This is a genomic window from Shouchella rhizosphaerae (assembly GCF_036700015.1).
GTDB lineage: Bacteria > Bacillota > Bacilli > Bacillales > Bacillaceae_D > Shouchella > Shouchella rhizosphaerae.
In genome coordinates, this window is record NZ_CP144921.1 from 135,440 (window position 1) to 155,506 (window position 20,067).

At 47.8% G+C, this 20,067-nt stretch carries 34 protein-coding genes and 1 tRNA gene; 4 read left to right on the plus strand and 31 right to left on the minus strand.

From position 1 onward, the window contains the following. Window positions 1-4: 4 nt before the first annotated feature. The 6 genes from V5G21_RS00780 to V5G21_RS00805 all read right to left on the minus strand — a co-directional run bounded on the left by V5G21_RS00780 (window position 5) and on the right by V5G21_RS00805 (window position 4,080). Window positions 5-1,162 carry a hypothetical protein gene (locus tag V5G21_RS00780; RefSeq protein WP_338465120.1) on the minus strand — a complete coding sequence of 386 codons (1,158 nt, stop codon included), beginning with the start codon at window positions 1,160-1,162 and terminating at the stop codon, window positions 5-7. Next, on the minus strand, window positions 1,162-1,602 hold the full coding sequence (locus tag V5G21_RS00785; protein WP_338465121.1) for a group I intron-associated PD-(D/E)XK endonuclease: 441 nt from the start codon (window positions 1,600-1,602) through the stop codon (window positions 1,162-1,164). Before V5G21_RS00785 ends, V5G21_RS00780 begins: the two co-directional genes overlap by 1 nt. Before the next feature lie 41 nt (window positions 1,603-1,643). Next, a complete protein-coding gene (locus V5G21_RS00790) occupies window positions 1,644-2,381 on the minus strand; it encodes a hypothetical protein (RefSeq protein WP_338465122.1) in 738 nt (245 codons plus the stop codon). Between the two features lie 166 nt (window positions 2,382-2,547). Then, window positions 2,548-3,078 (minus strand): hypothetical protein, encoded by a 531-nt coding sequence (locus V5G21_RS00795; RefSeq protein ID WP_338465123.1) that lies wholly within the window; start codon window positions 3,076-3,078, stop codon window positions 2,548-2,550. Next, entirely contained in the window at window positions 3,075-3,245 is a 171-nt protein-coding gene (locus tag V5G21_RS00800) for a hypothetical protein (RefSeq protein WP_338465124.1), read from the minus strand. Before V5G21_RS00800 ends, V5G21_RS00795 begins: the two co-directional genes overlap by 4 nt. A 259-nt stretch (window positions 3,246-3,504) precedes the next feature. Next, window positions 3,505-4,080: a hypothetical protein gene (locus V5G21_RS00805; protein ID WP_338465125.1), complete on the minus strand. Its 576-nt coding sequence runs from the start codon at window positions 4,078-4,080 to the stop codon at window positions 3,505-3,507. 165 nt (window positions 4,081-4,245) lie between these two features. On the opposite strand from V5G21_RS00805, the gene V5G21_RS21380 reads away from it, so the two are divergent. Next, a complete protein-coding gene (locus V5G21_RS21380) occupies window positions 4,246-4,395 on the plus strand; it encodes a helix-turn-helix domain-containing protein (RefSeq protein ID WP_422397444.1) in 150 nt (49 codons plus the stop codon). Between the two features lie 77 nt (window positions 4,396-4,472). Here the strand turns inward: V5G21_RS21380 and V5G21_RS00810 are convergent, their stop codons facing one another. From V5G21_RS00810 to V5G21_RS00895, 18 genes are all read right to left on the minus strand, one after another. After that, window positions 4,473-4,646, minus strand: a complete 174-nt coding sequence (locus V5G21_RS00810; RefSeq protein ID WP_338465126.1) for a hypothetical protein — start codon at window positions 4,644-4,646, stop codon at window positions 4,473-4,475. Between the two features lie 11 nt (window positions 4,647-4,657). Continuing rightward, window positions 4,658-5,749: an AimR family lysis-lysogeny pheromone receptor gene (locus V5G21_RS00815; RefSeq protein ID WP_338465127.1), complete on the minus strand. Its 1,092-nt coding sequence runs from the start codon at window positions 5,747-5,749 to the stop codon at window positions 4,658-4,660. A gap of 88 nt (window positions 5,750-5,837) precedes the next feature. After that, on the minus strand, window positions 5,838-6,842 hold the full coding sequence (locus V5G21_RS00820) for a toprim domain-containing protein (RefSeq protein ID WP_338465128.1): 1,005 nt from the start codon (window positions 6,840-6,842) through the stop codon (window positions 5,838-5,840). A gap of 16 nt (window positions 6,843-6,858) precedes the next feature. Next, a complete protein-coding gene (locus V5G21_RS00825) occupies window positions 6,859-8,214 on the minus strand; it encodes an AAA family ATPase (protein ID WP_338465129.1) in 1,356 nt (451 codons plus the stop codon). Then, window positions 8,215-8,808 (minus strand): hypothetical protein, encoded by a 594-nt coding sequence (locus V5G21_RS00830; protein WP_338465130.1) that lies wholly within the window; start codon window positions 8,806-8,808, stop codon window positions 8,215-8,217. After that, complete coding sequence (locus V5G21_RS00835) at window positions 8,805-9,545, minus strand: DNA replication protein (RefSeq protein WP_338465131.1); 741 nt, start codon at window positions 9,543-9,545, stop codon at window positions 8,805-8,807. The genes V5G21_RS00830 and V5G21_RS00835 overlap by 4 nt, the downstream gene beginning before the upstream one ends. A 20-nt stretch (window positions 9,546-9,565) precedes the next feature. Beyond that, the gene (locus tag V5G21_RS00840) at window positions 9,566-9,847 is read right to left on the minus strand and encodes a hypothetical protein (protein ID WP_338465132.1); all 282 of its coding nucleotides are present in this window, start codon (window positions 9,845-9,847) and stop codon (window positions 9,566-9,568) included. Next, window positions 9,844-10,635, minus strand: a complete 792-nt coding sequence (locus V5G21_RS00845) for a hypothetical protein (RefSeq protein WP_338465133.1) — start codon at window positions 10,633-10,635, stop codon at window positions 9,844-9,846. Before V5G21_RS00845 ends, V5G21_RS00840 begins: the two co-directional genes overlap by 4 nt. After that, the gene (locus V5G21_RS00850; protein WP_338465134.1) at window positions 10,632-10,808 is read right to left on the minus strand and encodes a hypothetical protein; all 177 of its coding nucleotides are present in this window, start codon (window positions 10,806-10,808) and stop codon (window positions 10,632-10,634) included. Before V5G21_RS00850 ends, V5G21_RS00845 begins: the two co-directional genes overlap by 4 nt. After that, complete coding sequence (locus V5G21_RS00855; RefSeq protein ID WP_338465135.1) at window positions 10,799-11,215, minus strand: hypothetical protein; 417 nt, start codon at window positions 11,213-11,215, stop codon at window positions 10,799-10,801. Before V5G21_RS00855 ends, V5G21_RS00850 begins: the two co-directional genes overlap by 10 nt. After that, window positions 11,215-11,415 (minus strand): hypothetical protein, encoded by a 201-nt coding sequence (locus V5G21_RS00860; protein ID WP_338465136.1) that lies wholly within the window; start codon window positions 11,413-11,415, stop codon window positions 11,215-11,217. The genes V5G21_RS00855 and V5G21_RS00860 overlap by 1 nt, the downstream gene beginning before the upstream one ends. Beyond that, window positions 11,415-11,750 carry a hypothetical protein gene (locus V5G21_RS00865; RefSeq protein WP_338465137.1) on the minus strand — a complete coding sequence of 112 codons (336 nt, stop codon included), beginning with the start codon at window positions 11,748-11,750 and terminating at the stop codon, window positions 11,415-11,417. The genes V5G21_RS00860 and V5G21_RS00865 overlap by 1 nt, the downstream gene beginning before the upstream one ends. A gap of 50 nt (window positions 11,751-11,800) precedes the next feature. Next, complete coding sequence (locus V5G21_RS00870) at window positions 11,801-12,166, minus strand: hypothetical protein (RefSeq protein WP_338465138.1); 366 nt, start codon at window positions 12,164-12,166, stop codon at window positions 11,801-11,803. Then, window positions 12,163-12,504: a hypothetical protein gene (locus V5G21_RS00875; RefSeq protein WP_212952742.1), complete on the minus strand. Its 342-nt coding sequence runs from the start codon at window positions 12,502-12,504 to the stop codon at window positions 12,163-12,165. Before V5G21_RS00875 ends, V5G21_RS00870 begins: the two co-directional genes overlap by 4 nt. Window positions 12,505-12,519: 15 nt before the next feature. Then, window positions 12,520-12,795: a hypothetical protein gene (locus V5G21_RS00880; RefSeq protein ID WP_338465139.1), complete on the minus strand. Its 276-nt coding sequence runs from the start codon at window positions 12,793-12,795 to the stop codon at window positions 12,520-12,522. Window positions 12,796-13,140: 345 nt separating this feature from the next. Further along, complete coding sequence (locus V5G21_RS00885; protein ID WP_338465140.1) at window positions 13,141-13,605, minus strand: hypothetical protein; 465 nt, start codon at window positions 13,603-13,605, stop codon at window positions 13,141-13,143. 162 nt (window positions 13,606-13,767) lie between these two features. Next, a complete protein-coding gene (locus V5G21_RS00890) occupies window positions 13,768-14,076 on the minus strand; it encodes a hypothetical protein (protein ID WP_338465142.1) in 309 nt (102 codons plus the stop codon). Window positions 14,077-14,147: 71 nt separating this feature from the next. Continuing rightward, window positions 14,148-14,504, minus strand: a complete 357-nt coding sequence (locus V5G21_RS00895) for a hypothetical protein (protein WP_338465143.1) — start codon at window positions 14,502-14,504, stop codon at window positions 14,148-14,150. A gap of 114 nt (window positions 14,505-14,618) precedes the next feature. On the opposite strand from V5G21_RS00895, the gene V5G21_RS00900 reads away from it, so the two are divergent. Then, entirely contained in the window at window positions 14,619-14,873 is a 255-nt protein-coding gene (locus tag V5G21_RS00900) for a helix-turn-helix transcriptional regulator (RefSeq protein WP_338465144.1), read from the plus strand. Between the two features lie 23 nt (window positions 14,874-14,896). Here the strand turns inward: V5G21_RS00900 and V5G21_RS00905 are convergent, their stop codons facing one another. Continuing rightward, the gene (locus tag V5G21_RS00905) at window positions 14,897-15,949 is read right to left on the minus strand and encodes a tyrosine-type recombinase/integrase (protein ID WP_338465145.1); all 1,053 of its coding nucleotides are present in this window, start codon (window positions 15,947-15,949) and stop codon (window positions 14,897-14,899) included. A gap of 169 nt (window positions 15,950-16,118) precedes the next feature. Then, a tRNA-Val gene (locus tag V5G21_RS00910) sits at window positions 16,119-16,191 on the minus strand. Between the two features lie 160 nt (window positions 16,192-16,351). On the opposite strand from V5G21_RS00910, the gene V5G21_RS00915 reads away from it, so the two are divergent. Beyond that, complete coding sequence (locus V5G21_RS00915) at window positions 16,352-16,894, plus strand: GNAT family N-acetyltransferase (RefSeq protein ID WP_063608414.1); 543 nt, start codon at window positions 16,352-16,354, stop codon at window positions 16,892-16,894. Window positions 16,895-16,942: 48 nt separating this feature from the next. On the opposite strand, the gene copZ is transcribed toward V5G21_RS00915, so the two are convergent. The 3 genes from copZ to V5G21_RS00930 all read right to left on the minus strand — a co-directional run bounded on the left by copZ (window position 16,943) and on the right by V5G21_RS00930 (window position 17,790). Next, the gene (copZ, locus tag V5G21_RS00920) at window positions 16,943-17,149 is read right to left on the minus strand and encodes a copper chaperone CopZ (RefSeq protein ID WP_212929850.1); all 207 of its coding nucleotides are present in this window, start codon (window positions 17,147-17,149) and stop codon (window positions 16,943-16,945) included. Between the two features lie 82 nt (window positions 17,150-17,231). Next, on the minus strand, window positions 17,232-17,531 hold the full coding sequence (locus V5G21_RS00925; protein WP_011247287.1) for a metal-sensing transcriptional repressor: 300 nt from the start codon (window positions 17,529-17,531) through the stop codon (window positions 17,232-17,234). Window positions 17,532-17,592: 61 nt separating this feature from the next. Continuing rightward, entirely contained in the window at window positions 17,593-17,790 is a 198-nt protein-coding gene (locus V5G21_RS00930; RefSeq protein ID WP_011247288.1) for a hypothetical protein, read from the minus strand. A gap of 126 nt (window positions 17,791-17,916) precedes the next feature. Between V5G21_RS00930 and V5G21_RS00935 the strand changes: the two genes are divergently transcribed. Next, window positions 17,917-18,690 (plus strand): Cof-type HAD-IIB family hydrolase, encoded by a 774-nt coding sequence (locus tag V5G21_RS00935; protein WP_095293726.1) that lies wholly within the window; start codon window positions 17,917-17,919, stop codon window positions 18,688-18,690. 243 nt (window positions 18,691-18,933) lie between these two features. Here V5G21_RS00935 and V5G21_RS00940 read toward each other — a convergent pair whose 3' ends face one another. Then, window positions 18,934-19,512: a hypothetical protein gene (locus tag V5G21_RS00940; protein ID WP_251225668.1), complete on the minus strand. Its 579-nt coding sequence runs from the start codon at window positions 19,510-19,512 to the stop codon at window positions 18,934-18,936. A 102-nt stretch (window positions 19,513-19,614) separates the two neighbouring features. After that, entirely contained in the window at window positions 19,615-19,974 is a 360-nt protein-coding gene (locus tag V5G21_RS00945; RefSeq protein ID WP_251225667.1) for a DUF2513 domain-containing protein, read from the minus strand. Window positions 19,975-20,067: the final 93 nt, after the last annotated feature.

A 20,067-nucleotide genomic window follows, 5' to 3' on the forward strand; every position in this document is an offset into this window, starting at 1 on the left:
CTTCTTAGTTGCGGTCAACACGGGATTCAACGGGGGCGATCAACGTGGCTTTTGACGCGTGCATTGTGTCGAAACCCCCGTCAAACCGGCGTACCACAAGTACCTCCCCGACGGAATCTACTTCCCCTGCGGAACATAAAACGAAAGGGCCCGGCAAGGTTACGATGTCGCCCTCTTTATATTCGTTAACACCGCGCCCGATCTTCGCCCATTTATCGATGATCGCTGCTTTATCGGCGTCAACCTTTTCAAGCGAGGTTACTTGGGCGTAATCATGGTCGCTGCCGTCGAGAAGCTCGATTTCGTAATCGCCGTCCTCGTCGGCGTCTTCCGTAATCTTTACGACAGCTCCCGTCTTGATGTCGCCTAGATACGTTCTGCCGACCACTTTTGCGTAGTCACCGACTTCAAAATGCGCGGCTTTTGCTTCAGCCACCTCTTCGTCAGTTGCGCGGACTAACCCTTCCGTTTTAACCCACGGATTTCCGTGATAATTCCCACCGCTGAGTTCTTTTGTTCTATACCGGTCAACTCTTTTATCGCGAATAATCACGATGTCGCCCGGGCTGCCCCCGAATCCAATGTCGTTGTTATGCGGTACAACCTTCGCGTAATCTCCGACCGCCAACGGCTTTTCTTCGATTAGTTCGACTTGGTTCTCGCCGACCCACTTATCCGAAGAATACTCCTCTGTGTTCCACGCTAATCCGTGTATACCGTCGTATTGCGGCATACGTTCTTTAAGCGTTAATTTTTCTCCGTTTGGTTTACCGCGCACCTTATCGCCAGCTTTAAATTTCAGGGTCGGCCCCTGCTCGCCCTTTAACGTAGCCACATCGGACTCTAGCTTGCCGACTCGCGCCTCAAGCGTTGGGTCTTGGGCGGAGACTTTGCGGAAAGGTACAAAGTCGATGTCGTCTTCGTGTCGATCCCTTCCGTCATCCTCGTCGTCAAGAAACTGTACCTCGTTAAAGTTATCCACCGATATTACTTTGTAAAAAGCGCCAATGGTTAGATCGATCTCATGGTCGTCTACATTCAGAATCAAATCGTCCTTTTTGATCGGATGTTCTGCGCGCTCATATTCCGCGCCTTCATACGCTACCTTCGTCACTTCGCCCGCCGTCATATCTACAATTTTAACCCCGCTTAGTTTCGCCATTAATGCGTCACTCCTTCGTTTAAAGTAGTCATGTCCAGACCCGCCAGTAGCGCGCGATTAAGCGTAATTGACAGCTCAACCCAACGCTTGGCAGCCCGGCTTTCAGTCGCCCAATATTCGCGCTGCCCCGTGTTTTCAAAGAGGAATGCTCGCGGCGGCTCGTTTTCATCTCCCAGTACTGCAATAAAATAATCGAAGTCTGACTGATTATAACGTTTGCCGCCGCCTGTGGTCGCGAAGACTACGAGGTCATTATTACGGTCAGCGCGCCGGTGGATCGTTTTTACTTGATAGCGCGCCGTATGGCCGAGTGGGTCTTCCGCGATAAGATCGTACTTCTCCTTCGTAAACGGCTTCGATACCGTGTAGCCGTTCGCGGTCAGAGCGGTCATAGCGACCAGCTCCGAGTACGCGCCGGTTCTTTCCGTTGAATGCGCCATCCAATCGCCCCTTTTCGTTTAGTTTCCGTCCTGCCCCGCGCTTAAAACGGAACGTCGTCCTCCGAGATTTCCACGGCTTCGTCGTTAGGATCGTTTGCGGAAGCGGAATAGCCGATAAGCGATACGTCAAAGCCAGCCTTCGATAGCAATTCGACCATTTGCTGTTCGTCCTGCTCGTAAAGGATGCCGTGAAACTCTTCGATGTTAAATTCGGTCGGAGCCTCATCGAAGTTTTTACGCTGCTTATCCGTCAAGTCTTCGTCCATGTCGATGATTGGCGTTAGTGATGCGGTACCATTCGAATCCTTCGACAACTCAAACGCTAGCTTTCCGATCTTTTTTTCGTATTTAGCGAGTGCCGTCCGTATTGACTGCGCCTGCTTTTTAGATACGTCGATTACAATTCGCTCGCCGGCATCAAGGTCGAAGAATCCGAGCGCGTAACGTAACTCCGGCTTATACTTGTAGGCCTCGTTTGAGTGCTTATCCCCGAACTCTTTTGATTTATCGCGATGATAAAGGAACGCTTTGTCCCACGGCGTCAAGTTGTCGACAGGGAACCCTTTATCCGTCTTCTTGCTTGGATTTTTCGCGACGAAGGAATTTACTTGCTTGAAGATACCGTAGCTGTAAAATGCGAACAGATCGTGCATGCCGATGACTTTAACAACGTACTTAGAACCGCCGTTAAACTTCGTCCAGTCCTTATCCGAGCCGCCTCCTTGGCCGTCATTGTTTAACGCGTCCAAAGCACCAGCGCCGCTTAGAATCTCTGCCATTAATTAACCGTCCCCTTTACGTTAATTTTTCGGGCTGTCTTGCTAACGCCCGCGACGATACCCCAACGTTTGCGCGCGCCAGGATACCGTCGACGGCGTTAGCGGCCGTCGTTGCGAAATAGCACCGCCAGTAGCGCCAAGCCTGCGAAATATACTAGGGCTTCCATTAGGCGTGCGCCTTTAATTGGGAAATGGCCGCCTCAATATCGCCAATTGACGTCTTGTTAGCGTCAATCTTCGTCGAAATATCCGTAATATCGCGATCAATGGCCGCTTTGGTGCGCGGATTGTTCGTTTTTAGGCGGTTGAGCCGCTTTTGAGCGAGTAACAATTCGGCTTCGGCCAGTTCCCGTTCTAGCTTACGCAGCTCGCGGCCGTGATTACGTAATAGCTTCGCGGCCTCTCGTTTAACCGCGGACAGTAGTGGCGTTGGCAATTGCGCTTCGATGGTTCCGACTAAGCGCGGCTTCTTCATACATGTGACGATGTCTTTTCCGTCAGTCGATACGCGGATTTCTGTGCGGCTATTTTCGTGATAATAAGCGGCGACGATAGAGCCGTCTTCATTCGTTCTGTCTCCGATATAAACGGCCGTCTGCATGAGTTGATTAAGGTATCCGACAGCTTGCGAACGCTTGACTCTTAGGCGCTCTGTGGCTCGTTTTATTGCGTGGTCACTTACGTTATAACGTTTCATCCGACGCGCACCCCTTTCACGGGGATTACGTAATCGGCCGGATCGAAGTCCGCTTGAGGGCCGCTATACGCTAGGTCGGCGAGTGCGAGCGCTAGTGGCGCAGGCGGGCGCTTTTTTGTCGGAAGGACGTTTGAATCTTGGGAAATTTGGGTATTATATGAGTACACGGTAATCGTCTCCTTTTGGGCATTTAGTCGTAATGTCAATTGGGAAAATGCGATTTGTCGAAAGTTTTACGCGAAATGTCGTAATATGGAACTTACGTTCGCTTGTTGGGAATTTAACATTGGGCTATAATGTTTTTAGTAATACTGTAAATACCGTGCAATTTTTAATGCGCGACAAATAACAGTAGCTACGTAGGCATTATTTTGAGTCTGCGATGCTATAGACGCTACACTGTCGTTTGGCGACGTCAGCTTTGCGTCAAACTGCGTACAAATAGTCTCGGTAGTCGCCGAAAAGCTCGGCGTCATAATTACGGGCTAGCTTGCGCAGTCTCCGATCTACAACTTCGCGATGGAGTCCAAGCCCTTTGGCGAGGGCGTTCAGATTCTTGTATCGCGGAAAATTTGTAACGATGGCAGTCGTTACGTCATCGACCTGGGATGGGTCACACAGGGAGTCGATCAATTGGCGTTGATCGGCTTCTGTCGTATTAGGTATTCTTTCGCATTCTGAGTAAACGATGTCGATAAATTCTTCAACGGTATATCGCTCGCCGTTTTCGTTAGTTGTTGGCGCAACTAAACGATTATAGTACGAAGCGACAGCGCTTTTCTTCGGGTTGACCAAGTTTAACGCTTTTCTTTTTAACCTACCTAGTACGTAGGTAGAAAGTTTAGCGCCCCGAGTTTGGTCGTAATCTCTGACAGATTCCCAAAGCTCAAGCATAAGTCCGCTTTCTATCTCTTCTCTAAGATGTGGACGACTCTTGGCGAAGTCGGATACTACCACATCTACAAGGTGGCGGTTACTCTTTATTAAGTTTTCAACTGACAAGGTTATTATCCCCTTTCTTTTCCTTATACTAGTTATGGGTTATGACTTTGTGTTTTTGCACACTTTTTATAAATTAATTTTTATTCGGCCTCACAACCTTTCGCGGAGGTAAATGTAAAGATGATTTCATACGAACCTTTGTTTGACACATTAAAATCTAGGAATATGAAGCTTAAAGACCTTTACCAAGTTTGCGGTAAATCAACTTGTGCTAAATTTAGCAAAGGAGAATCCGTTAGGTTAGACACTATACAAGCTCTTTGCAACTACTTGAAAGTCGAGTCTGCTGAGATCGTAGTAATATATCCAGACTAAAAGTTTCTTGATTATGATTTTGATCGTTTTAGGATACTTTTATGTATTTTCAAGGGCGCCGAAGCGCCCGCACACTATTAGTCTAGTTTCTCTGAACCAGTTGGAAGATTAACATTCCCTGGCCCTCCTATCTCACTGCCCGGAAGGGGTACATTTCCTGGTCCCGCTGAATCACTCCCAAAAGATGCTCCAACTAAAATACCACCAAAAATTAAAATTGCTCCCATAAACTTAACAATATTTTTAAACATAAAATCCACTCCTAATTAATAGTTCTTGCAAGACATTCAACAACCTTTATAAAGAATCTGTTTCCGCGGTCGATAAGAGAGACCTGAGATTCAAGCAACTTAGTAAAGTCTTTTTCTAGTGTCCCTATATATGCTTTTACATAAGGACTATCTTTTTCCAAGTGGGCGCTGTTTAATAACTCGTACGCCTCCTCGCGGTTACCTTGTCTGACATGGAAATGGAGCAACTCCTCAGTACAAACAACATCTTTCCCTATCTCTAAAGGCACCCCGTGAACGTTCTTTAAAAATGGGATTTCGTTTGTTAGAATTTCCCCCACCATCGACTCATTAAAATCGGAGTACAATACACATGCTCTTTTAAAATACTCAATTGATTGATCGTAGTTATCAAAAATATATGAATGGGCTAAGATGTGCGTTGCAGAAACCCGAGCAGAAAGAGACGACACCGAGTTCTCTAAGACCAATCTAGAATATTTTCTTGCGCCTTCCACGTCGGATTTGTGGTATAGAAGCGCGTTGGCAAGCATCCCAAACAAACGAGTTTCTAGAGCTTCACTGAAAAATGTATTATTTATACTTTCTAAAGACTCTTTAATCTTGTTAGAAAACCCTAAAGCAAGGGATACTTCCCCCGAACTATAATAGTCTACTGCCTCTACGAGCAGCACTTTGACCTTCATTTCCGGCGATTTGAGTGTTCCGAATACTTCGCGGCATAATTCTTTTCTGTTAGCTTCTCGGTTATTTGCAAGCTCATAGACAATCGCATATTCCTCAAATTCTTTTTTGTTGCCTCTATGCGTATCGATTAGCTCGCTCAATAAACCGTTACGGCAAAAGTAACTCGCATACTCAAAAGCGCTCAATACATTATCTTTTATTTGGACTCGACGAGCAAAATCATCTAAGATTTCGTAGTAATTTTTTGGAGAAACGAAATTAATGATGCTAAACATCTGAGAGAACGAAGGCTCAATAGTGTTTTTCAGCACCTTTGACACATACGACTTATTTAATTCAGTCGCATTTACTATGTCTACTTGCCTAATTCCTTTGTTTATCATTTCTTCCTTTAGCTTATTAATTACGCTTTCCATTACTATCGCCCCTATAGAGTCCCTTATTTTATAAAGTTAATCGACTAGGAAACTTTATACAGGAATCTTACCACGAAAAAGTTTGCGTTTAAAGACCTTTTTTTGAAAAATAGTATTTTTCCTTCGACAAAATCCGACCCCGCACCGATTCAGCCGCGTCACGAAGCGCGCGAACGCGTTCGACACCGCTTTCATTCAGCGCTTCCGCCACGTCTTTTTCTCCTTCCGCGAACTTGACACGATACAGTTTTACGTTACCCGCCAACTGTGCGATCACCTCCTCCGCAAATTTGTTGCCCGCCTCGTCATTGTCCGCGGCTATATAGACGCACTCAACCGATGACTTTACGATTAAGTCCCGTCTTGCCCCGTTAAATGACGCCCCACCCGCTGCAATCGCGTTACAGCCCGCCGTTACCGCTGCCATTGCGTCTGTTTCCGACTCGCACAACATGACGTCTCGCCAGCCGTACTTATAGACGTTATCAATTCCGTAAATCAAATCGTAGACCGGCGCTCCGCCTGCGTGATACCAAAAGGCCTTGTGCGTAACCGAACGGTATTTAATCGCGGCTAACGAACCATCCGCATGAAACCACGGCATGGAAATCGCGCGCGTAGCCCGGTCGTAGCCAACGGAAAATAAACGCTGTGCTGCCTCGCTAATGCCGCGCCTCCCTAAGTACGGATGGCGATAACGTAGCCCTGCGAGTATGGCGCGATCCAGCACGATCTTAGCTTTACGCTGCGCACCGCTGACCGCCCGCTTAAAGCGCGCTAGATTAAGCTGCCTAATGCGCGGCGTGTCGTCCTCTACGGCGTCGTCTAAGCCGAGGTAATCTCGCGTTTCTGCTTCGTCCTCACCGCGGAGATATGCGAGCAGTTTAACGAAGCCGCCCCGCTTGTATTCCGATTCTTCTGGCGCCCCACTGTCGCCCCATAGGCCCGCGTTTTCGCCGTCAAGCCATACGTAAAAGCTAGGCGTGCTGTCCCCGCTGCGGAAGGGCGAGCGTGCTATAAGCTTGTCGTCCGTCCAGGTTGCGCGATCCCATTCAAACGTTTCGAGTTCTGCGCGGTAGTCTATTTCGGGCATGGCCGCACCTCCTTCGTTAAAAATCCAATTCGAATTGGCTGGCGCTCACTTCCGGCTCTTTAAGCACACCGACGTCCAGCATCGAGATTAGTTCCAGCTCGAAATCCTCGCCGCCGTCGCGCCCCTTTTCAATTCCAATCGCCGCCAGTCCGTCGTTGTTAGAGTCAAACGAAAACAGTATCGTCGCGATTTCGAGTAAGGCTTTCGACGTTTTAACTTTGTCTCGCCGCGGTAAACGAATGGCGTGCGCCCCATCTTCGTCCGACTTGTCTTTTTTATCCACGTCCGCCTGCACCGCGTAAATGCCAACCACGTTATGGTCGCCGACTAGGGTTTCAAATCTACGCGCTGTCTGTTCGGCCGCCCCTCCGGTTGTTCGGTTGCTATTGCGTCCGTAGACGTCGCTAAAGCCGTAAATGGGGTCGATTACAACGACGTCAATGTCGGGATCTCTCGCTAGCTCCGCGTCGAGTTCGTCTAGGCTACGTCTCAACTTTCCGGCCCCCGTTTCCCCCTTCGCTTGCAGGATCAACGTTCCAGAATAATACTCGTTGATTTCGTCCACTATCGACAGAAACGCTTCTTCGTACTCTTCGTCTAGCTTTCCGGTCAAAATTTCTCGGTTAGGGACGCCGACTGCTTCGCCTTTTTCGTCCTTAAGGAATCCCTTTTCCGCGGTCATGACGGAAAACAAACGGGACAGCCATCGATACGTGTGCATTTCGAATGACTTAACGAGTACGCGCGCCCCTTGTCGCAGTAAGTGGTGGACGAATACGATTATCGAATAGGACTTACCGCGCCCTGACTCCGCAAAGAAGCCGTAGATGTCGCCGGAATAAAGCCCTCCAATTTCTTCGTTTAGAGATTCGAATGGCGTTTTCCATATCTTAAACGACCGCCCTTCTTTTCGTAGTTTATATTCGCTCACAAAGTCCGCTTTAAGGTCTTCTAAAGTCTTGCCCACCGCTTGTGTGACCGTGTTCCTTTCAATTACTTCTTGCGCGATGGATTCCAGATACTTTGCCAGTTCAACGCCGTCGTCTACGCCCTCAAACTGTGTGTCAAACTCCTTGCTTTGTAGCCTTTCAACCAAGTCGTTACGGGCCGCCGCCGCCTTTAGTTTACGCGACATCCACTCGAAGGTATCCGACACTTCCGGTATATAGAGGACGTCGGGGCACTCGCGCACATAAGTCGCATAGGAAGGCGCCTGGCCGTTTTGTGAGCCGTATGAGACTACGAAGTCAAACGCCTGCCGCTCGGCCTCCGTCTGGAAGTGTTCGCGCTGTATGCCGTACCTTTTTAGCGCGCCCATGTCGCCCGTATCGACGACTTTACTAAGCAACTGTTCACCGTAGCCGCCCGTCAATTAGACGCCCTCCTTCGGTAGCTTTTCGTGTAGCGCTACTAGGCGCGGGATTAACGTTTCATTACGCTGTTTAAACGAATCGTCGCCGGTAATCTGTGTCAATTCCGTATTATCATTCATTTCGTCTAAAAGGGCATCAATCTTCGCTTTTATCGTTTCTGCGCGAATATCTTTTTTCGCAGCCATTTCGCGTACCTCCTTCGGCCCAAATTCGTCGTAGTCTAACCAGTTTTCGTTGATCCAACCGTCCTGGCCGCTAACACGATAAACATACGCTTCATACTCGTTTTGTTTGCGGTCAATGATAACGCCATGGTCGGGTTCTCGGTAAGACTGAGAGATATACGGATTGACTACGATAACCGGGTCGCCGACTTCGTAAAACGGGGCGTAGGCATCATAGACCGGATAAACATCTACCCGCCATTTCACGCCTTCTTCTTCGGATTCTTCCGCTTCTAGCGCATCGGCTTCCGCTTGTATTTCGTCTCTCTTCGCAAGTATCGCGTCAATCTTTCGTCTATGTGCGTAATTACGAACGGCTAGGCCCGCGCATATGGCCGCAGCGATGGCGCCGATGTGTTTTAGCTTCATTTTCTACGCAGCCCCCTTTTGCTCTTCCCTATAAACGGCAAGTCTTGGCAATTGTCACGAATCCTGTCCGCCAGCCTCGCGTCATAGACGTCAGCCAAGTCGCCCATTTCGATGTTGGACGTATATACAGTCGGCCGTCCCGCTGCCAGCCTCGCGTTAATGACCGCGTGTACAAATCCGCGAAAGGCCTCCGATGCGCTCCGTATCCCCACGTCGTCTAGTACAAGAAACGGAACCCGTGCGGCCTCGTTTAGTCGCTTAGTCAACGCTTGTAGCTTAACGGCATCGCCCGCCATAGCTGCGAGATTGTACGCGGTTTGGTATTCGTTGAGGTCGAAGAACTCCGCGGGTTTACGTAATGGCTGCCGTCCTAACCGCGCGGCTCCGACATAATGTGCCCGCAGCCAAGCGTTGATTAGACCCGCCGCTGTGGTCGTCTTGCCCGTGCCCGGCTCGTCGCTGTAAAGATAGGCCGATTTAATGGCGGGCTTGTCGTCAAACTGCCGTTCAAACGTCGCCACGTATGCGTCTACAAACTTATAGACGGCAGGCTGATCTTTACGTGGCGGGGCCGTGGCTAGGTCGATCAGCGCGTACTCTGACGGCAATCCCGCGAGTGTGTGGCGTCCACTTGCGCTATGCATCTGTATAAAGGCCGGGCAGCGGTCGTGGCATTTCTCGGTGTCCCCAGAAAAAGCGCAGGATGGCGCGAGAATACATTTACTTTCGTTGGTCAAGCGCTATCACCTCCGCGATATTAATAGTAGTCCTCTCCGTAGCCGTCAGGTTTGTGCGCGAATGATTCTACGAACGTCTCTAGGCATTCTTCGCACAAGTTAAATGACCAGCGCTCCATGTCCCACTTACTGCCGTAGCCGAAGCCTAGTTCGATTGTCGGGAACTCTTCTAGCTTGAACTGTATGTCGGAGGCGTCTCCTTCTTTAATCTCCGCACTCTTACCGCACTTATTGCACGTTACTTTATTCGCGAGATACTCTACGTCGTGCCTAATAACCCTCCTAATCTCCCATCTAATCATTCGCCTACCTCCGTTTCGCGCGAGTCGTCGATAATGTACGGGTCACATTCCGGGTCGTGCTCGACAATCGTGAACAATTCAGCCAGGTAGTAAAATTCGCCGTCGCCTACATACGCCCTGCCATCCTCTACCTTTATTACTGTTTCAAACTCGTCATCAAGTGGATCAAACGGAAATCCGATTACGTCGCCCACTCGTACTTCGGTCGGCTGCGGGGCGTTCAGATACTTTTCGGGCACCTCTACGTCAAGAGAGCGAAACCAAGCAATGACCATCCCGATATAATTATTGAAACAGTCTCCTGGCGCACATTTGGCGATTCCACGGCTAATTACTTTACCTGTCGAAGTTCCTCTCTGAAATGCTACAACCGTTCTTTTTTCTTTGTTTATTACAAAGTCTACGTCTCCTTTAATCGTTGCGATAATTTCCTTTGCATCCTCTACGATCTCATCACGTCTAGCCTGCTGGTTGAACGCGCGGGTTTCCTTAATGGCGGACTCGACGTATTCTTTCGCTTGTTGATCGCCCACCGTAAATGATTCCGCGACTCCCTCAGCTACATCGAAAGCTTCGCGTTCAACTTCACTTCTGCTGCCTAGCTTAAACGGATTCTGTCCGTTAGCAAACGGTAGGTTCCGCTCATGTTCGCGCCCTGCTTCGTATCCCTCTGCATATGCTTTATTTCGAACCTCTTTTAGCAATGCCTGGTGCGCCGCCTCGAAATCTAGCGCGCAAGAATCGTAGTTTCCGCCAAGGACACCGCTTTTGTCGTAAGTATTCGTCATCGTATCGCCTCCGCATAGTTTATTTTCGCGATTTTAATTTCGATTACGTCCTCCGCTCCAAACGCCTGCCACGTATCAATCCGGTCGGACGTCAGTTCATGCACGTACTCAATCGGCCCTCTGCCGTAAAACAGTCCGTTAACAAATACGTTATACTGCGCGGTCACAACCAATCGCCCCAATCCTCGTCAGCCAGCGCCTTCGCCCGTTCTTCTACGTCGGACAACGCTTCATCGCGTCTTTGTTCCGCTGCTACTGCCGTTTGTGCCTGCGCAAATAAACGATCCTGGTACGAATACATAAACGTAAAGGCCGGATAGGGATACTCGCGTTTAGGCGTGTAGTTGTCGTGGCACAGATCGATAAATTTGCGTAAAACTGCGTTGCCATACGTACCCTGCGCCTGCTTGAGCATACCCTTTTCGCGCGACCACCGGGCAGACTTCGATCCGCCGCCACCGGGCGCATAGTCGACGCCGTAGAGTTCGCGTGTGCGGTCGACAAGGTAGGCGTGAAAGGTCGTGACGTTCCAGCGGTCGAGCGGCAAGTTACGCCAGTCTTTCGTTGAGACTTTCGTCATTAGTCGTCCGCCTCCTCGTAACCTTCGTACACCGCGCGCAATAGGGCAGCGGGCAGCATTCCGTTCAACGGCGCCAACGTTGCGCTAGTCCATCCGCTACTCCCCATTTCGATGTGCGCGGTGATGATCGATTCCTTTTCGGGCGCCTGGCGTACAAATTCGATGGCGGCCGCTTGAGCTTGCGTTAATTTGACGGGCATTAGCCGTTAACCCCCTCGATGGTGATTCCGAGTAGGTCGAGCGTTAGTAGGATTGCATCGCGTTCTTCGAAATTCGCATGACCAATCGAATCTAAATACGCTTCCCTTACGTCCTCGTAACGCTCTTCCTGCGTCTTCTCTATTTCGTAACCTACGTAGAGGGCGCGGGCGAGTTCGTCTAGGCTTAAGCTATCTATACACGCCAAGTCCCTCCCCCATACACGCCCCAAAGCCTTTTGTTTAAGCACTTCATCTTTTCCGCCGGACAGCCTATTTAAAGTTTGTATTGCCTCCGCTTGTTCCTTCGTTAACACTAACGGTTCAGTTTTCGCCATTTTACCGTCCCCTCCCCATGTTATTAGCGTTATTTTGCGTCTCTCTTACGTTACCCCTCTGACACTTCAAATCGCGCTATCTCCTCGCTAAAATCGTGTAATTTCAAGCTTTCCGCGATTAATTCGTGTATACCGTCCAGGTGCGCCTTTAATTCCGCTATTGAGTCGCCGTCAAACTGCAAAGTTTCGCGGACAACAATAGCGTGGAGTGCGGATTCTAGGCGGCCGTGGTACGACTCGATTTCGACCCACTTTTCGTAGGGGGCCGAGTCGAGGTCGGGATTTTCCGCAACTTTCTCCGCCCACTTTGGCGATTTCGTCGGGTCGATCATTCTCCGCCCACATAGCTGGAAGTTGCGGATGCCGTCCGACTTGATTCCGTAGTTGTGCGTGATTGGTAGCGGTTTGGTTTTCATCGCGATTCCTCCTTCGTAGTCATGTCGCCATCCCATGCGTGGAAGGCTTCGATTGCTTCCTCTCGCGCTAACTCTATCCGATCCCTTTCTTCGATTGCTTCCTCGTACATCTTAACCGCGTCCGTGGCAAGTTCGATTAAGTTCCCCGAGTACCGCTCATAAGCGGAAACAGTTGTGTCAAATTCGTATAGTAAATCGAATTTACGGAATAACGACGGTTTTATACGCGGCTTGTATATAAGAACCGTCCAATTAGGGATTAATCGATGTCGGTAGTGACTACATACGTCAACGCGATACTCTCCGCGGTCAGTAGTTACAGGGAATTTCGTTAGCATGGCGGTTGGCCTCCTTTAATGTACGAATATGTCTACGACTCGCTTGCCGTAGTTGATACGTTGAAAGTGCGGACTGTCCGGCAAGTCCTCGACTAGTTCCGCGCGATTACGCCTTACTTCCGACGTTGAACTAACGACGCCTAGTTGCGTGAGGATGCGCGGCAATGATCGTTCCAGCGTACAGAGATCGGCGGTGCGGCGTAAGATGTAGCCGTTGTCGCCGTAGTAGCGGTAAGTCTCCGTGTCGGAGCCGCCTACATTGACGATATAGTGCCGCGGGTAGTCCTTCATAAGAACGCCTCCTTTTCGCTTGTTTTTGCCGTGCTGAGAGCGGCGTTTCGGGCGGCCGGGGCCTATCGGTCTAGGTGCGGCGGCAGGCGGCTGTGGCATGCTTATTCGCCCTTGTCTGCGAGTGTCTTTTCTTTTATATAAAGGTCTTCCCGCGGTGTTATATAGACAAGGGATTGTTTTTTATCCCGCAGTCTGAGTGAGCGTAAGCGAACGGTAATCCTTTGACTTTCGTTCTTCTAGCCCCGCTAGTATTTAGTCTTCTTATATAGTTCTTTATATATAGTTCTTCTTCAGTTACTACGTAGTAGCTTTAAAGTTACTATGTAGTAGATATAAGTTACTAAACTAACTAGTTGTCCGTGTTTTCCGCTTCGGCTTCACCGCCTTCCCCACGATTGACCGCGCCCCGGATTTCTCTTCGATCAGTGCGAGCAGCTTTCGTTTAATGTCCGCCTCGTCCTCTCTAAACTCTTCGCGCGTCTTCGGGTCATGGACGATGTAGAATATCTTTTCGCGGCCCCTCCCGCAAGGCTTCGTCTCGATGTCGATTAAGCCTGCGCAAACTAATACGTCGTCTAGCAACGGCAAGGCCGAATATGAAAACTGAAACTTCTCGACAACACCGCGACGGCCCCTCCACGACTTACCGTATAGTTCCGACCCCTTTTCCGTGTTTCGGTAACGGAGCAAGTAGGCGTAGTAGAGTAGCGCCTTGTCTCCGATGTAGTCGTGGTAGAGGTCGAATAGCTCGTTGTACAGGAGCGAGAATCCCGTGCGTGTGTTACCTTCGCGAATCTGAGCATCCGACAAGGTTCTGACCTCCTTTTCGCTTATACTAGTTATGCGGTGTGACTTTGCCATTTAACACACTTTCGCGGCAAGTTTTTTGTCCGTCACTTATTATGCTAGGCGACTTGGTCGGTTGGGTCATTTTCGCGCAAAAAAATAAACCCCGCCATGGTCGACGAAGTTTTATTCCCAATCTATTATAGTTGTACGCTTACATCTTTTACATTCGAAGTCTTCCGCTTTCTTATGGACGCCTGCCTTTTTATGGCAGTGTGGGCAGCGGACTTCCTGCATATCCAAAAAGGCGATTCCAACAAAGAGCATTGACGATGCCATGAACGCCATTCCCGGAATTATACCTATTATAGTAAGTATCAGTATTGCCGCGAGCATTAGTCCGAACAGCCCGACTAGTCCAAGCATCACGCGCCCTAGCAAATTAAATACGCCTTTCTTTTTACGTTTAACTGCGATTGTTTCAAATGCCTCCATATTAATCACCGTCCCCTTTCCCGTTTCTATAAATATACCATACGAAAAAAGGCCCGGGAAGTTCCCGAAGCCTACAAAAGCCCGTCCAGCCGCAAATTGTAATCGAGCTTGCGGTCATAGTATTTACGTAAAAACGTATGGAGCGACATTTTTTCTAGGCGACAAAAGAGCGTTATAAACTCGTCGTCCGTTATCGCCGATCTACTATTTAGTAGCTGCACGCGGTCGTAGTCGGTCACATCGTACTCGTCCGCCTCTGCATCGTAATCATAGCCGGACATAAGCAGCTCGTCTCCGATCTGGTAGTACGCCTGGCCGTGCGTTTCATCGATCCAGCCCGTTACCCTCTCGATATCGTAGGTCGTGTCAATATCGTAGGTCGTAAGTCGTATTTGGCCGTGCGTTAATTGAGCGTAGTTAGTTCGCAACGTCAAGCCAACCCCTTTTTAGTTATATTGTATGACTGTACGAGTCAGACCGCAAGAGCCAAATTACCAACACGCCCCGGCTACGGTAGTATTTAAGCAGGAGGCGTCATCATAATGTCCGTTAAACATCGCTACGAGTGGGGCTTGGACGCGATCATGGCCGAGCTTGGCGTATCGCAAAATGCACTTTGGCTCGCGTCTGGCGTCCGCCCCGCCACCTTGCGCGCTTACGTGAGCGGAGACATACAGCGCATTAACCTCGAACAATTGACGGCCCTGCTCGACGCCCTTAATCGGATAGCAGCGTCCCAGGGCGTGAAGAGACGCTACAATGTCGAGGACTTGCTATCTTATAAGCCGCGCGAGTAACGGCCCCTTTCGAGGGGTTTTCGTTATTTCCGAATAGTTTTACGCGGCTTTTGTTGCGGGCTGAGTACGTTATTTAAAGCCGTATACTGAGCGTGCTGCCTTACGAGTGATGCGTCGGACAGGTGCGTATATCTTATAATCGTACGCAAGTCGCTATGGCCGAGAAGCTTCTGCAAGTGGCGCAAGTCCCCGCCATTTTCTAGGAAGATTGTCGCGCCGGTATGACGCATGAGGTGCGGATAAATACGCTTGTCAATGCCCGCGGCCTCTCCGAACTCCTGTAGTCTCTTACGGAAATGGCTCGACTGTAACCGCTCTCCGTAGTAAGACAGAAAAACAAACGGCGAGTCGAAGTCTTCCTCGTTTTCTTCTATTAACTCGCGCATCAGTTTCAGCGTCTTTTTTGATAACGGTATAATGCGCTCCTTCCGGTTCTTGGCAATCTCGGCCCTAACGGTCAAGATGCCTGCTCTAAAGTCTACGTCTCGCTTTTCCAGTTTCGTAGCTTCACTGACCCTCAACATCGCGTCAAGCAGCAAGTGCATCAGCGTATAGTCGCGGAAATCAGCAAAGGCGCGTTGGTCGGGCTGGCTGAATAAAGCGCGCAATTCTTCCGCGTTTAAGATGCTAATTTGCGGCAATGTCTCTTTTACGTTTTTAACGTTTACCATTGGGTTATCCCCGTGCAGGCCGCTCTCTACTAAATACTTAAACATAACTCGCAGCGTCTTTAATCGCGTATTAATCGTACTTGCCGCGAGCCCGACCGTCATGTGTTCGTCTTTCTTGAAGCGATGCCCCTCGAACTTAACGTGCATCGTCTGCATGTCGATTATGTAGTCGCGCACAATATCCTCGGTCACTAGGCGTACGTCCCGCGCAAAGCCGCGCTCGTCCATATAGGCCGCGAAAAAACGGTAGTTGTCCTCGTATTGTGTTAACGTGGCTTTGGCGTAGCCTCGCGCCGCCTGGTGTAGCCGAAACTTATCGAATAGGCCGTCCAAGTCGTACTTGTCGCGCGCCCCTCTCGATCTCTTCGCTTTAGTCCGTTTACCCTTTCGTATATCTTCCGCCATACAAAAAACCGCCTCCTTCTCGATTAAATCATCGGAATGAAGACGGTTAGTGCGCTTAGCTCAACGTTGAGAGCGGCGATGGGTAGTGGTAGACCGTAACCCTACGACTAAATCACCGCTAACGTCACGGCTCACAAAACGTTGATATAACGCTGTTTATTAACGCAGATGACCCGTACTGGGCTCGAACCAGTGACCTCTACCCTGTCAAGGTAGCGCTCTCCCAACTGAGCTAACGGATCCAATCAGTATGTATAAGCATTGCATCTCTTGGACATTTATAACTATAACCGATTTTTTCATAGAAGTCAACTGTTAAATTACTTGCCGAAGAGCGTGCAAGTAGGTGTCGTTCATGCTAAAATATGAAAAAAAGCATAAAGAGAGAGATGGTGACCACTGGTGGACAGTGAAAGTCGTTTTGAAACCCCTCGCTTGGTTTTGCGTAAACTTTTAGAAGGTGATGCAGAAGCGTTGTTTCCTTATTGGTCTGACGTGCGCGTGACAAGGTATATGAAAATTGACACACTCCGGACGGTTGATGAAGCGCGTTCGCTGATCCGCACGATTGTTCAAGAAATGGCAGAAGGAAAAGCTTCGCGGTACGTAATCAAACTAAAGGACACGGGTCACATTATTGGCACATGCGGGTTTGAAACCTTTCAAACAGAACACCATAGTGCGAAAATTAGCTATGAACTTGGGAAACCTTATTGGGGCAAAGGTTATGCGTCCGAAGCATTGCGTTGTATTTTAGCGGATGGCTTTCGGACACGCCGTCTTCATCGAGTCGAGGCTTATATCGAACCGGATAATGACCGTTCTATTCATGCTTTACATAAACTTGGATTCATGCAGGAAGGCAGGTTGCGCGGAGCGTTATATAAAAGCAACCGTTACGTCGACCAACTCGTCTTTTCTCTCCTTCGGGAGGAAATGGAGTAAAAAACGAACCGCAGCGGACAAGCTGCGGTTTTTTTTGCCTTCAGGAGCCTAATTGACCTCGTACCCCTGGTCTTCGATTTCTGCCTTGATTTTGTCTTTAGCCACCGCTGTTTCATCGTAGGAAACGGCTACTTCATTTTTGTCGAGAGATACATTGACTTCTTTTACGCCGTTTAGTTCGCCAACCGCAGTTTGAATCGCTGTTACACAATGGTTGCACGACATTCCTGACACAGAAAGGGTTATTGTTGCCATCCTACTCACTCCTTTTCGTTGTTCTATTTAGCATAACACAATACCCCCGTTAGGTATATAGGGTACACAAAAAATCAGCTGCTTATTTTGAAAAGCGGCTGATGATATCCATTAATTCTGAAATGGCTTCGTCGCCGTCGCCTTTTTTAATCGCATCTGCCACGCAATGTTTGGAATGGTCTTCAAGCATATGCATGCTTACTTTTTTCAGTGCGGCTTGGATTGCCGAAAGTTGCACAAGGACATCGACGCAATAGCGGTCTTCTTCAATCATTTTTTGGACGCCGCGCACTTGGCCTTCAATCCGTTTTAAGCGGTTTTGCAATTTTGCTTTATCTGTTGTATGGCGATGTCTCGTCCGGTCTGTGACTTGCTCTTCCAACCTTTTCACCTCATACCCGTTTTCTTGTTAGTATACATGCCTTAAGGGCAGAAGTAAAAAGTTATCGATCCGTCTGCTCATCAATTTCAATCGTCTCAATCCGCTTTACCGTATTGGTATTTACATACGTTCCTTGGATATTAACCCATCCTGTTTGTTGCTTTGTCCACTCGCTAATTTTTAAATTGGGGTTTTCTTCAAAGAGCCACTCATCCATCGTCCCGTCAATAAAACTGAGCACAACTTTATATGCTGGCATACGAATCACTCCTTTTATTATCATCTTACCCGCCAGCAGTGCCTATTAACCCCCTGTATCGCATTTGACAGGCAAAATCGAGTCATGTATTGTTTTCATTGACAGAGTGAAGGAGGAATCGATCGGATGGAGAGAGCAACTATTTTTTTTGATATTGACGGTACGTTGCTAGATGAAGAGAAGCGCCTGCCGCAATCAACAAAGCAAGCGATCGCTGCTTTAAAAGAGAAAGGACATGAAGTGGCCATTGCCACAGGGCGCGCGCCTTACTTTTTTAAGGAATTGCGCGAAGAACTAGAGATCGATTCATATATTTGCTTTAATGGCCAATACGTCGTCTTTAAAGGGGAATTGATTTACGAAAACACGCTTGATATGGACGCATTTACCGAGATGGAGCGTTATGCGTCTTCGCAGGAGCACCCTCTAGTGTTTATGGGGGCAAAAACGTATACCTCTAACCGTGAAGACCACCCTTATGTGATTAAAAGCATCAAGACATTAAAAATTGACTTGCCCCAATACAATCCTGATTTATACAACGAGCAACCGCTCCATCAAGCATTGCTCTTTTGTGAGGAAGGCGAAGAAAAAGACTATGAAACTCGCTTTCCAGCGCTTCGCTTCGTCCGCTGGCATCCACTGTCTGTAGATGTGCTGCCTCGCGAAGGTTCAAAAGCAAATGGCATTGCCAAATTTATTCAGCGCGCAAACATAGACTTGGCCAATGTTTATGCTTTCGGCGACCAATTAAATGATTTAGAAATGCTTTCATTTGTCGAGCATGGAGTAGCAATGGGCAATGCGCCTGAAAAAGTGAAAGCACAAGCCCGCTACGTAACAAAGCCTGTGCATGAAAATGGCATTGATCATGGCTTAAAAATGGTTGGATTACTCTAATAGACAAAGCCCATTCTCCGTTTCGAATGGGCTTTTTGTCTGCTTTTCTAGCGCCGGTTTGCAATTTGAACCGCTGGTCGCGAGTCATCTTATCAATTACATTATCAATGCCTTGCTTCGATTCAAGTCGTACATCTGGATAGCAAATGAGTTCACACATTGTTAGCTCATATTTTAATTGAGTCATTAAGCACCTCTCCTTAGACATAATAAAAACACCCTTCATAATTGAGGATGTTCAAGTCAATCAATATTCAATTTTAATTTTCCAGATTCATCACGGTTAGTTCTTGACTCATTAATAAAACCTTCAAATTTATACAAGAATGTTCTGGAATATAATTTCCCATGATTATCGGTCACTACATACTTAGCAATAATCACTTTTCCTTTTTTAAAATCAGGAAATTTTTCAGAGATAAATTCATCAATCTGACTGTCTCTAAAGTGAGTTTGAAAATTCCCACCTTGTTCAACAACTCTTGCATTTCTAGTCTCTTTATAAATCAATATGTCCTGTTTTCTCTTTTTCCAAAAAGGTTTCCATTTTAAGATACCATAACTAACAACGTGAATAGGTACTGCGCTCTTATTGATAAGATTAAAGTTTCTACTTGAATAAATGTGTATTTTAGTTGAATACTTTATTTTTCCTTTAGACGCAACGGCTAATCTCGATATGTTATATGAAAGTAAACCTAAGCCTACTGTCACTAAAATTATGATTATATTCGAAATTGCTACTACAGCATCCCAAGAAAAACGTTGATCATTCGTGAACTCTAAAAACCAATTACCAAACCACTCAATGTTCTCCCTCATGATGTCGCACCTCCGCCCCCACATTTCGACAGCGAACATGAAATTCCTGCATCTTTTTTCACAAGGCTAAAGCATATTAAAACACCTACCAATTGGTAGATGCTATAAAGATAATTGTTGTTCAATTATTTTTGTACCTAAACCTTTTAAAACATTAACTGTCCAGTCTCCACCTTCTTCCTTAATCTTAGCCTTAATCTTACTCCATACTTTCTCACTTCTAATTGAATCCAGTAACTCATGACCTTCCCAAGTTAACTCGGTGGGGTATACACCAACCCCATCTTTTGTGTCAAAGGATAGACCTTTTATATAACCTTGATCTAATAATAGCTTTAAATGATAAAAAACAAGTTGTCTTCCCACACCTTCAATTACTACTTCAAATGGTTTAGGAGAATGTGTTGCGTTTTCTTCAACTTCTATCAAACATCGTCTTATAAGATCCATGTCTCTTTTCAACGTCTATACCACCTCCACCATCAAACTTCGACAGTGGATGACATTTTCCTTTAACTTTTTTCAAGACTAAAACATAATAAAACACCCACTGCT

Coding starts and splice junctions, on each gene's coding strand:
- V5G21_RS00940 (WP_251225668.1), bottom strand. CDS start 19,512: ATGAGGGAGAACATTGAGTGGTTTGGTAATTGGTTTTTAGAGTTCACG.
- V5G21_RS00790 (WP_338465122.1), bottom strand. CDS start 2,381: ATGGCAGAGATTCTAAGCGGCGCTGGTGCTTTGGACGCGTTAAACAAT.
- V5G21_RS00830 (WP_338465130.1), bottom strand. CDS start 8,808: ATGAAGCTAAAACACATCGGCGCCATCGCTGCGGCCATATGCGCGGGC.
- V5G21_RS00880 (WP_338465139.1), bottom strand. CDS start 12,795: ATGAAGGACTACCCGCGGCACTATATCGTCAATGTAGGCGGCTCCGAC.
- V5G21_RS00905 (WP_338465145.1), bottom strand. CDS start 15,949: ATGGCGGAAGATATACGAAAGGGTAAACGGACTAAAGCGAAGAGATCG.
- copZ (WP_212929850.1), bottom strand. CDS start 17,149: ATGGCAACAATAACCCTTTCTGTGTCAGGAATGTCGTGCAACCATTGT.
- V5G21_RS00890 (WP_338465142.1), bottom strand. CDS start 14,076: ATGGAGGCATTTGAAACAATCGCAGTTAAACGTAAAAAGAAAGGCGTA.
- V5G21_RS00840 (WP_338465132.1), bottom strand. CDS start 9,847: ATGATTAGATGGGAGATTAGGAGGGTTATTAGGCACGACGTAGAGTAT.
- V5G21_RS21380 (WP_422397444.1), top strand. CDS start 4,246: ATGAAGCTTAAAGACCTTTACCAAGTTTGCGGTAAATCAACTTGTGCT.
- V5G21_RS00935 (WP_095293726.1), top strand. CDS start 17,917: ATGGAGAGAGCAACTATTTTTTTTGATATTGACGGTACGTTGCTAGAT.
- V5G21_RS00845 (WP_338465133.1), bottom strand. CDS start 10,635: ATGACGAATACTTACGACAAAAGCGGTGTCCTTGGCGGAAACTACGAT.
- V5G21_RS00780 (WP_338465120.1), bottom strand. CDS start 1,162: ATGGCGAAACTAAGCGGGGTTAAAATTGTAGATATGACGGCGGGCGAA.
- V5G21_RS00860 (WP_338465136.1), bottom strand. CDS start 11,415: ATGCCCGTCAAATTAACGCAAGCTCAAGCGGCCGCCATCGAATTTGTA.
- V5G21_RS00810 (WP_338465126.1), bottom strand. CDS start 4,646: ATGTTTAAAAATATTGTTAAGTTTATGGGAGCAATTTTAATTTTTGGT.
- V5G21_RS00820 (WP_338465128.1), bottom strand. CDS start 6,842: ATGCCCGAAATAGACTACCGCGCAGAACTCGAAACGTTTGAATGGGAT.
- V5G21_RS00930 (WP_011247288.1), bottom strand. CDS start 17,790: ATGCCAGCATATAAAGTTGTGCTCAGTTTTATTGACGGGACGATGGAT.
- V5G21_RS00795 (WP_338465123.1), bottom strand. CDS start 3,078: ATGAAACGTTATAACGTAAGTGACCACGCAATAAAACGAGCCACAGAG.
- V5G21_RS00870 (WP_338465138.1), bottom strand. CDS start 12,166: ATGAAAACCAAACCGCTACCAATCACGCACAACTACGGAATCAAGTCG.
- V5G21_RS00900 (WP_338465144.1), top strand. CDS start 14,619: ATGTCCGTTAAACATCGCTACGAGTGGGGCTTGGACGCGATCATGGCC.
- V5G21_RS00785 (WP_338465121.1), bottom strand. CDS start 1,602: ATGGCGCATTCAACGGAAAGAACCGGCGCGTACTCGGAGCTGGTCGCT.
- V5G21_RS00875 (WP_212952742.1), bottom strand. CDS start 12,504: ATGCTAACGAAATTCCCTGTAACTACTGACCGCGGAGAGTATCGCGTT.
- V5G21_RS00815 (WP_338465127.1), bottom strand. CDS start 5,749: ATGGAAAGCGTAATTAATAAGCTAAAGGAAGAAATGATAAACAAAGGA.
- V5G21_RS00865 (WP_338465137.1), bottom strand. CDS start 11,750: ATGGCGAAAACTGAACCGTTAGTGTTAACGAAGGAACAAGCGGAGGCA.
- V5G21_RS00855 (WP_338465135.1), bottom strand. CDS start 11,215: ATGACGAAAGTCTCAACGAAAGACTGGCGTAACTTGCCGCTCGACCGC.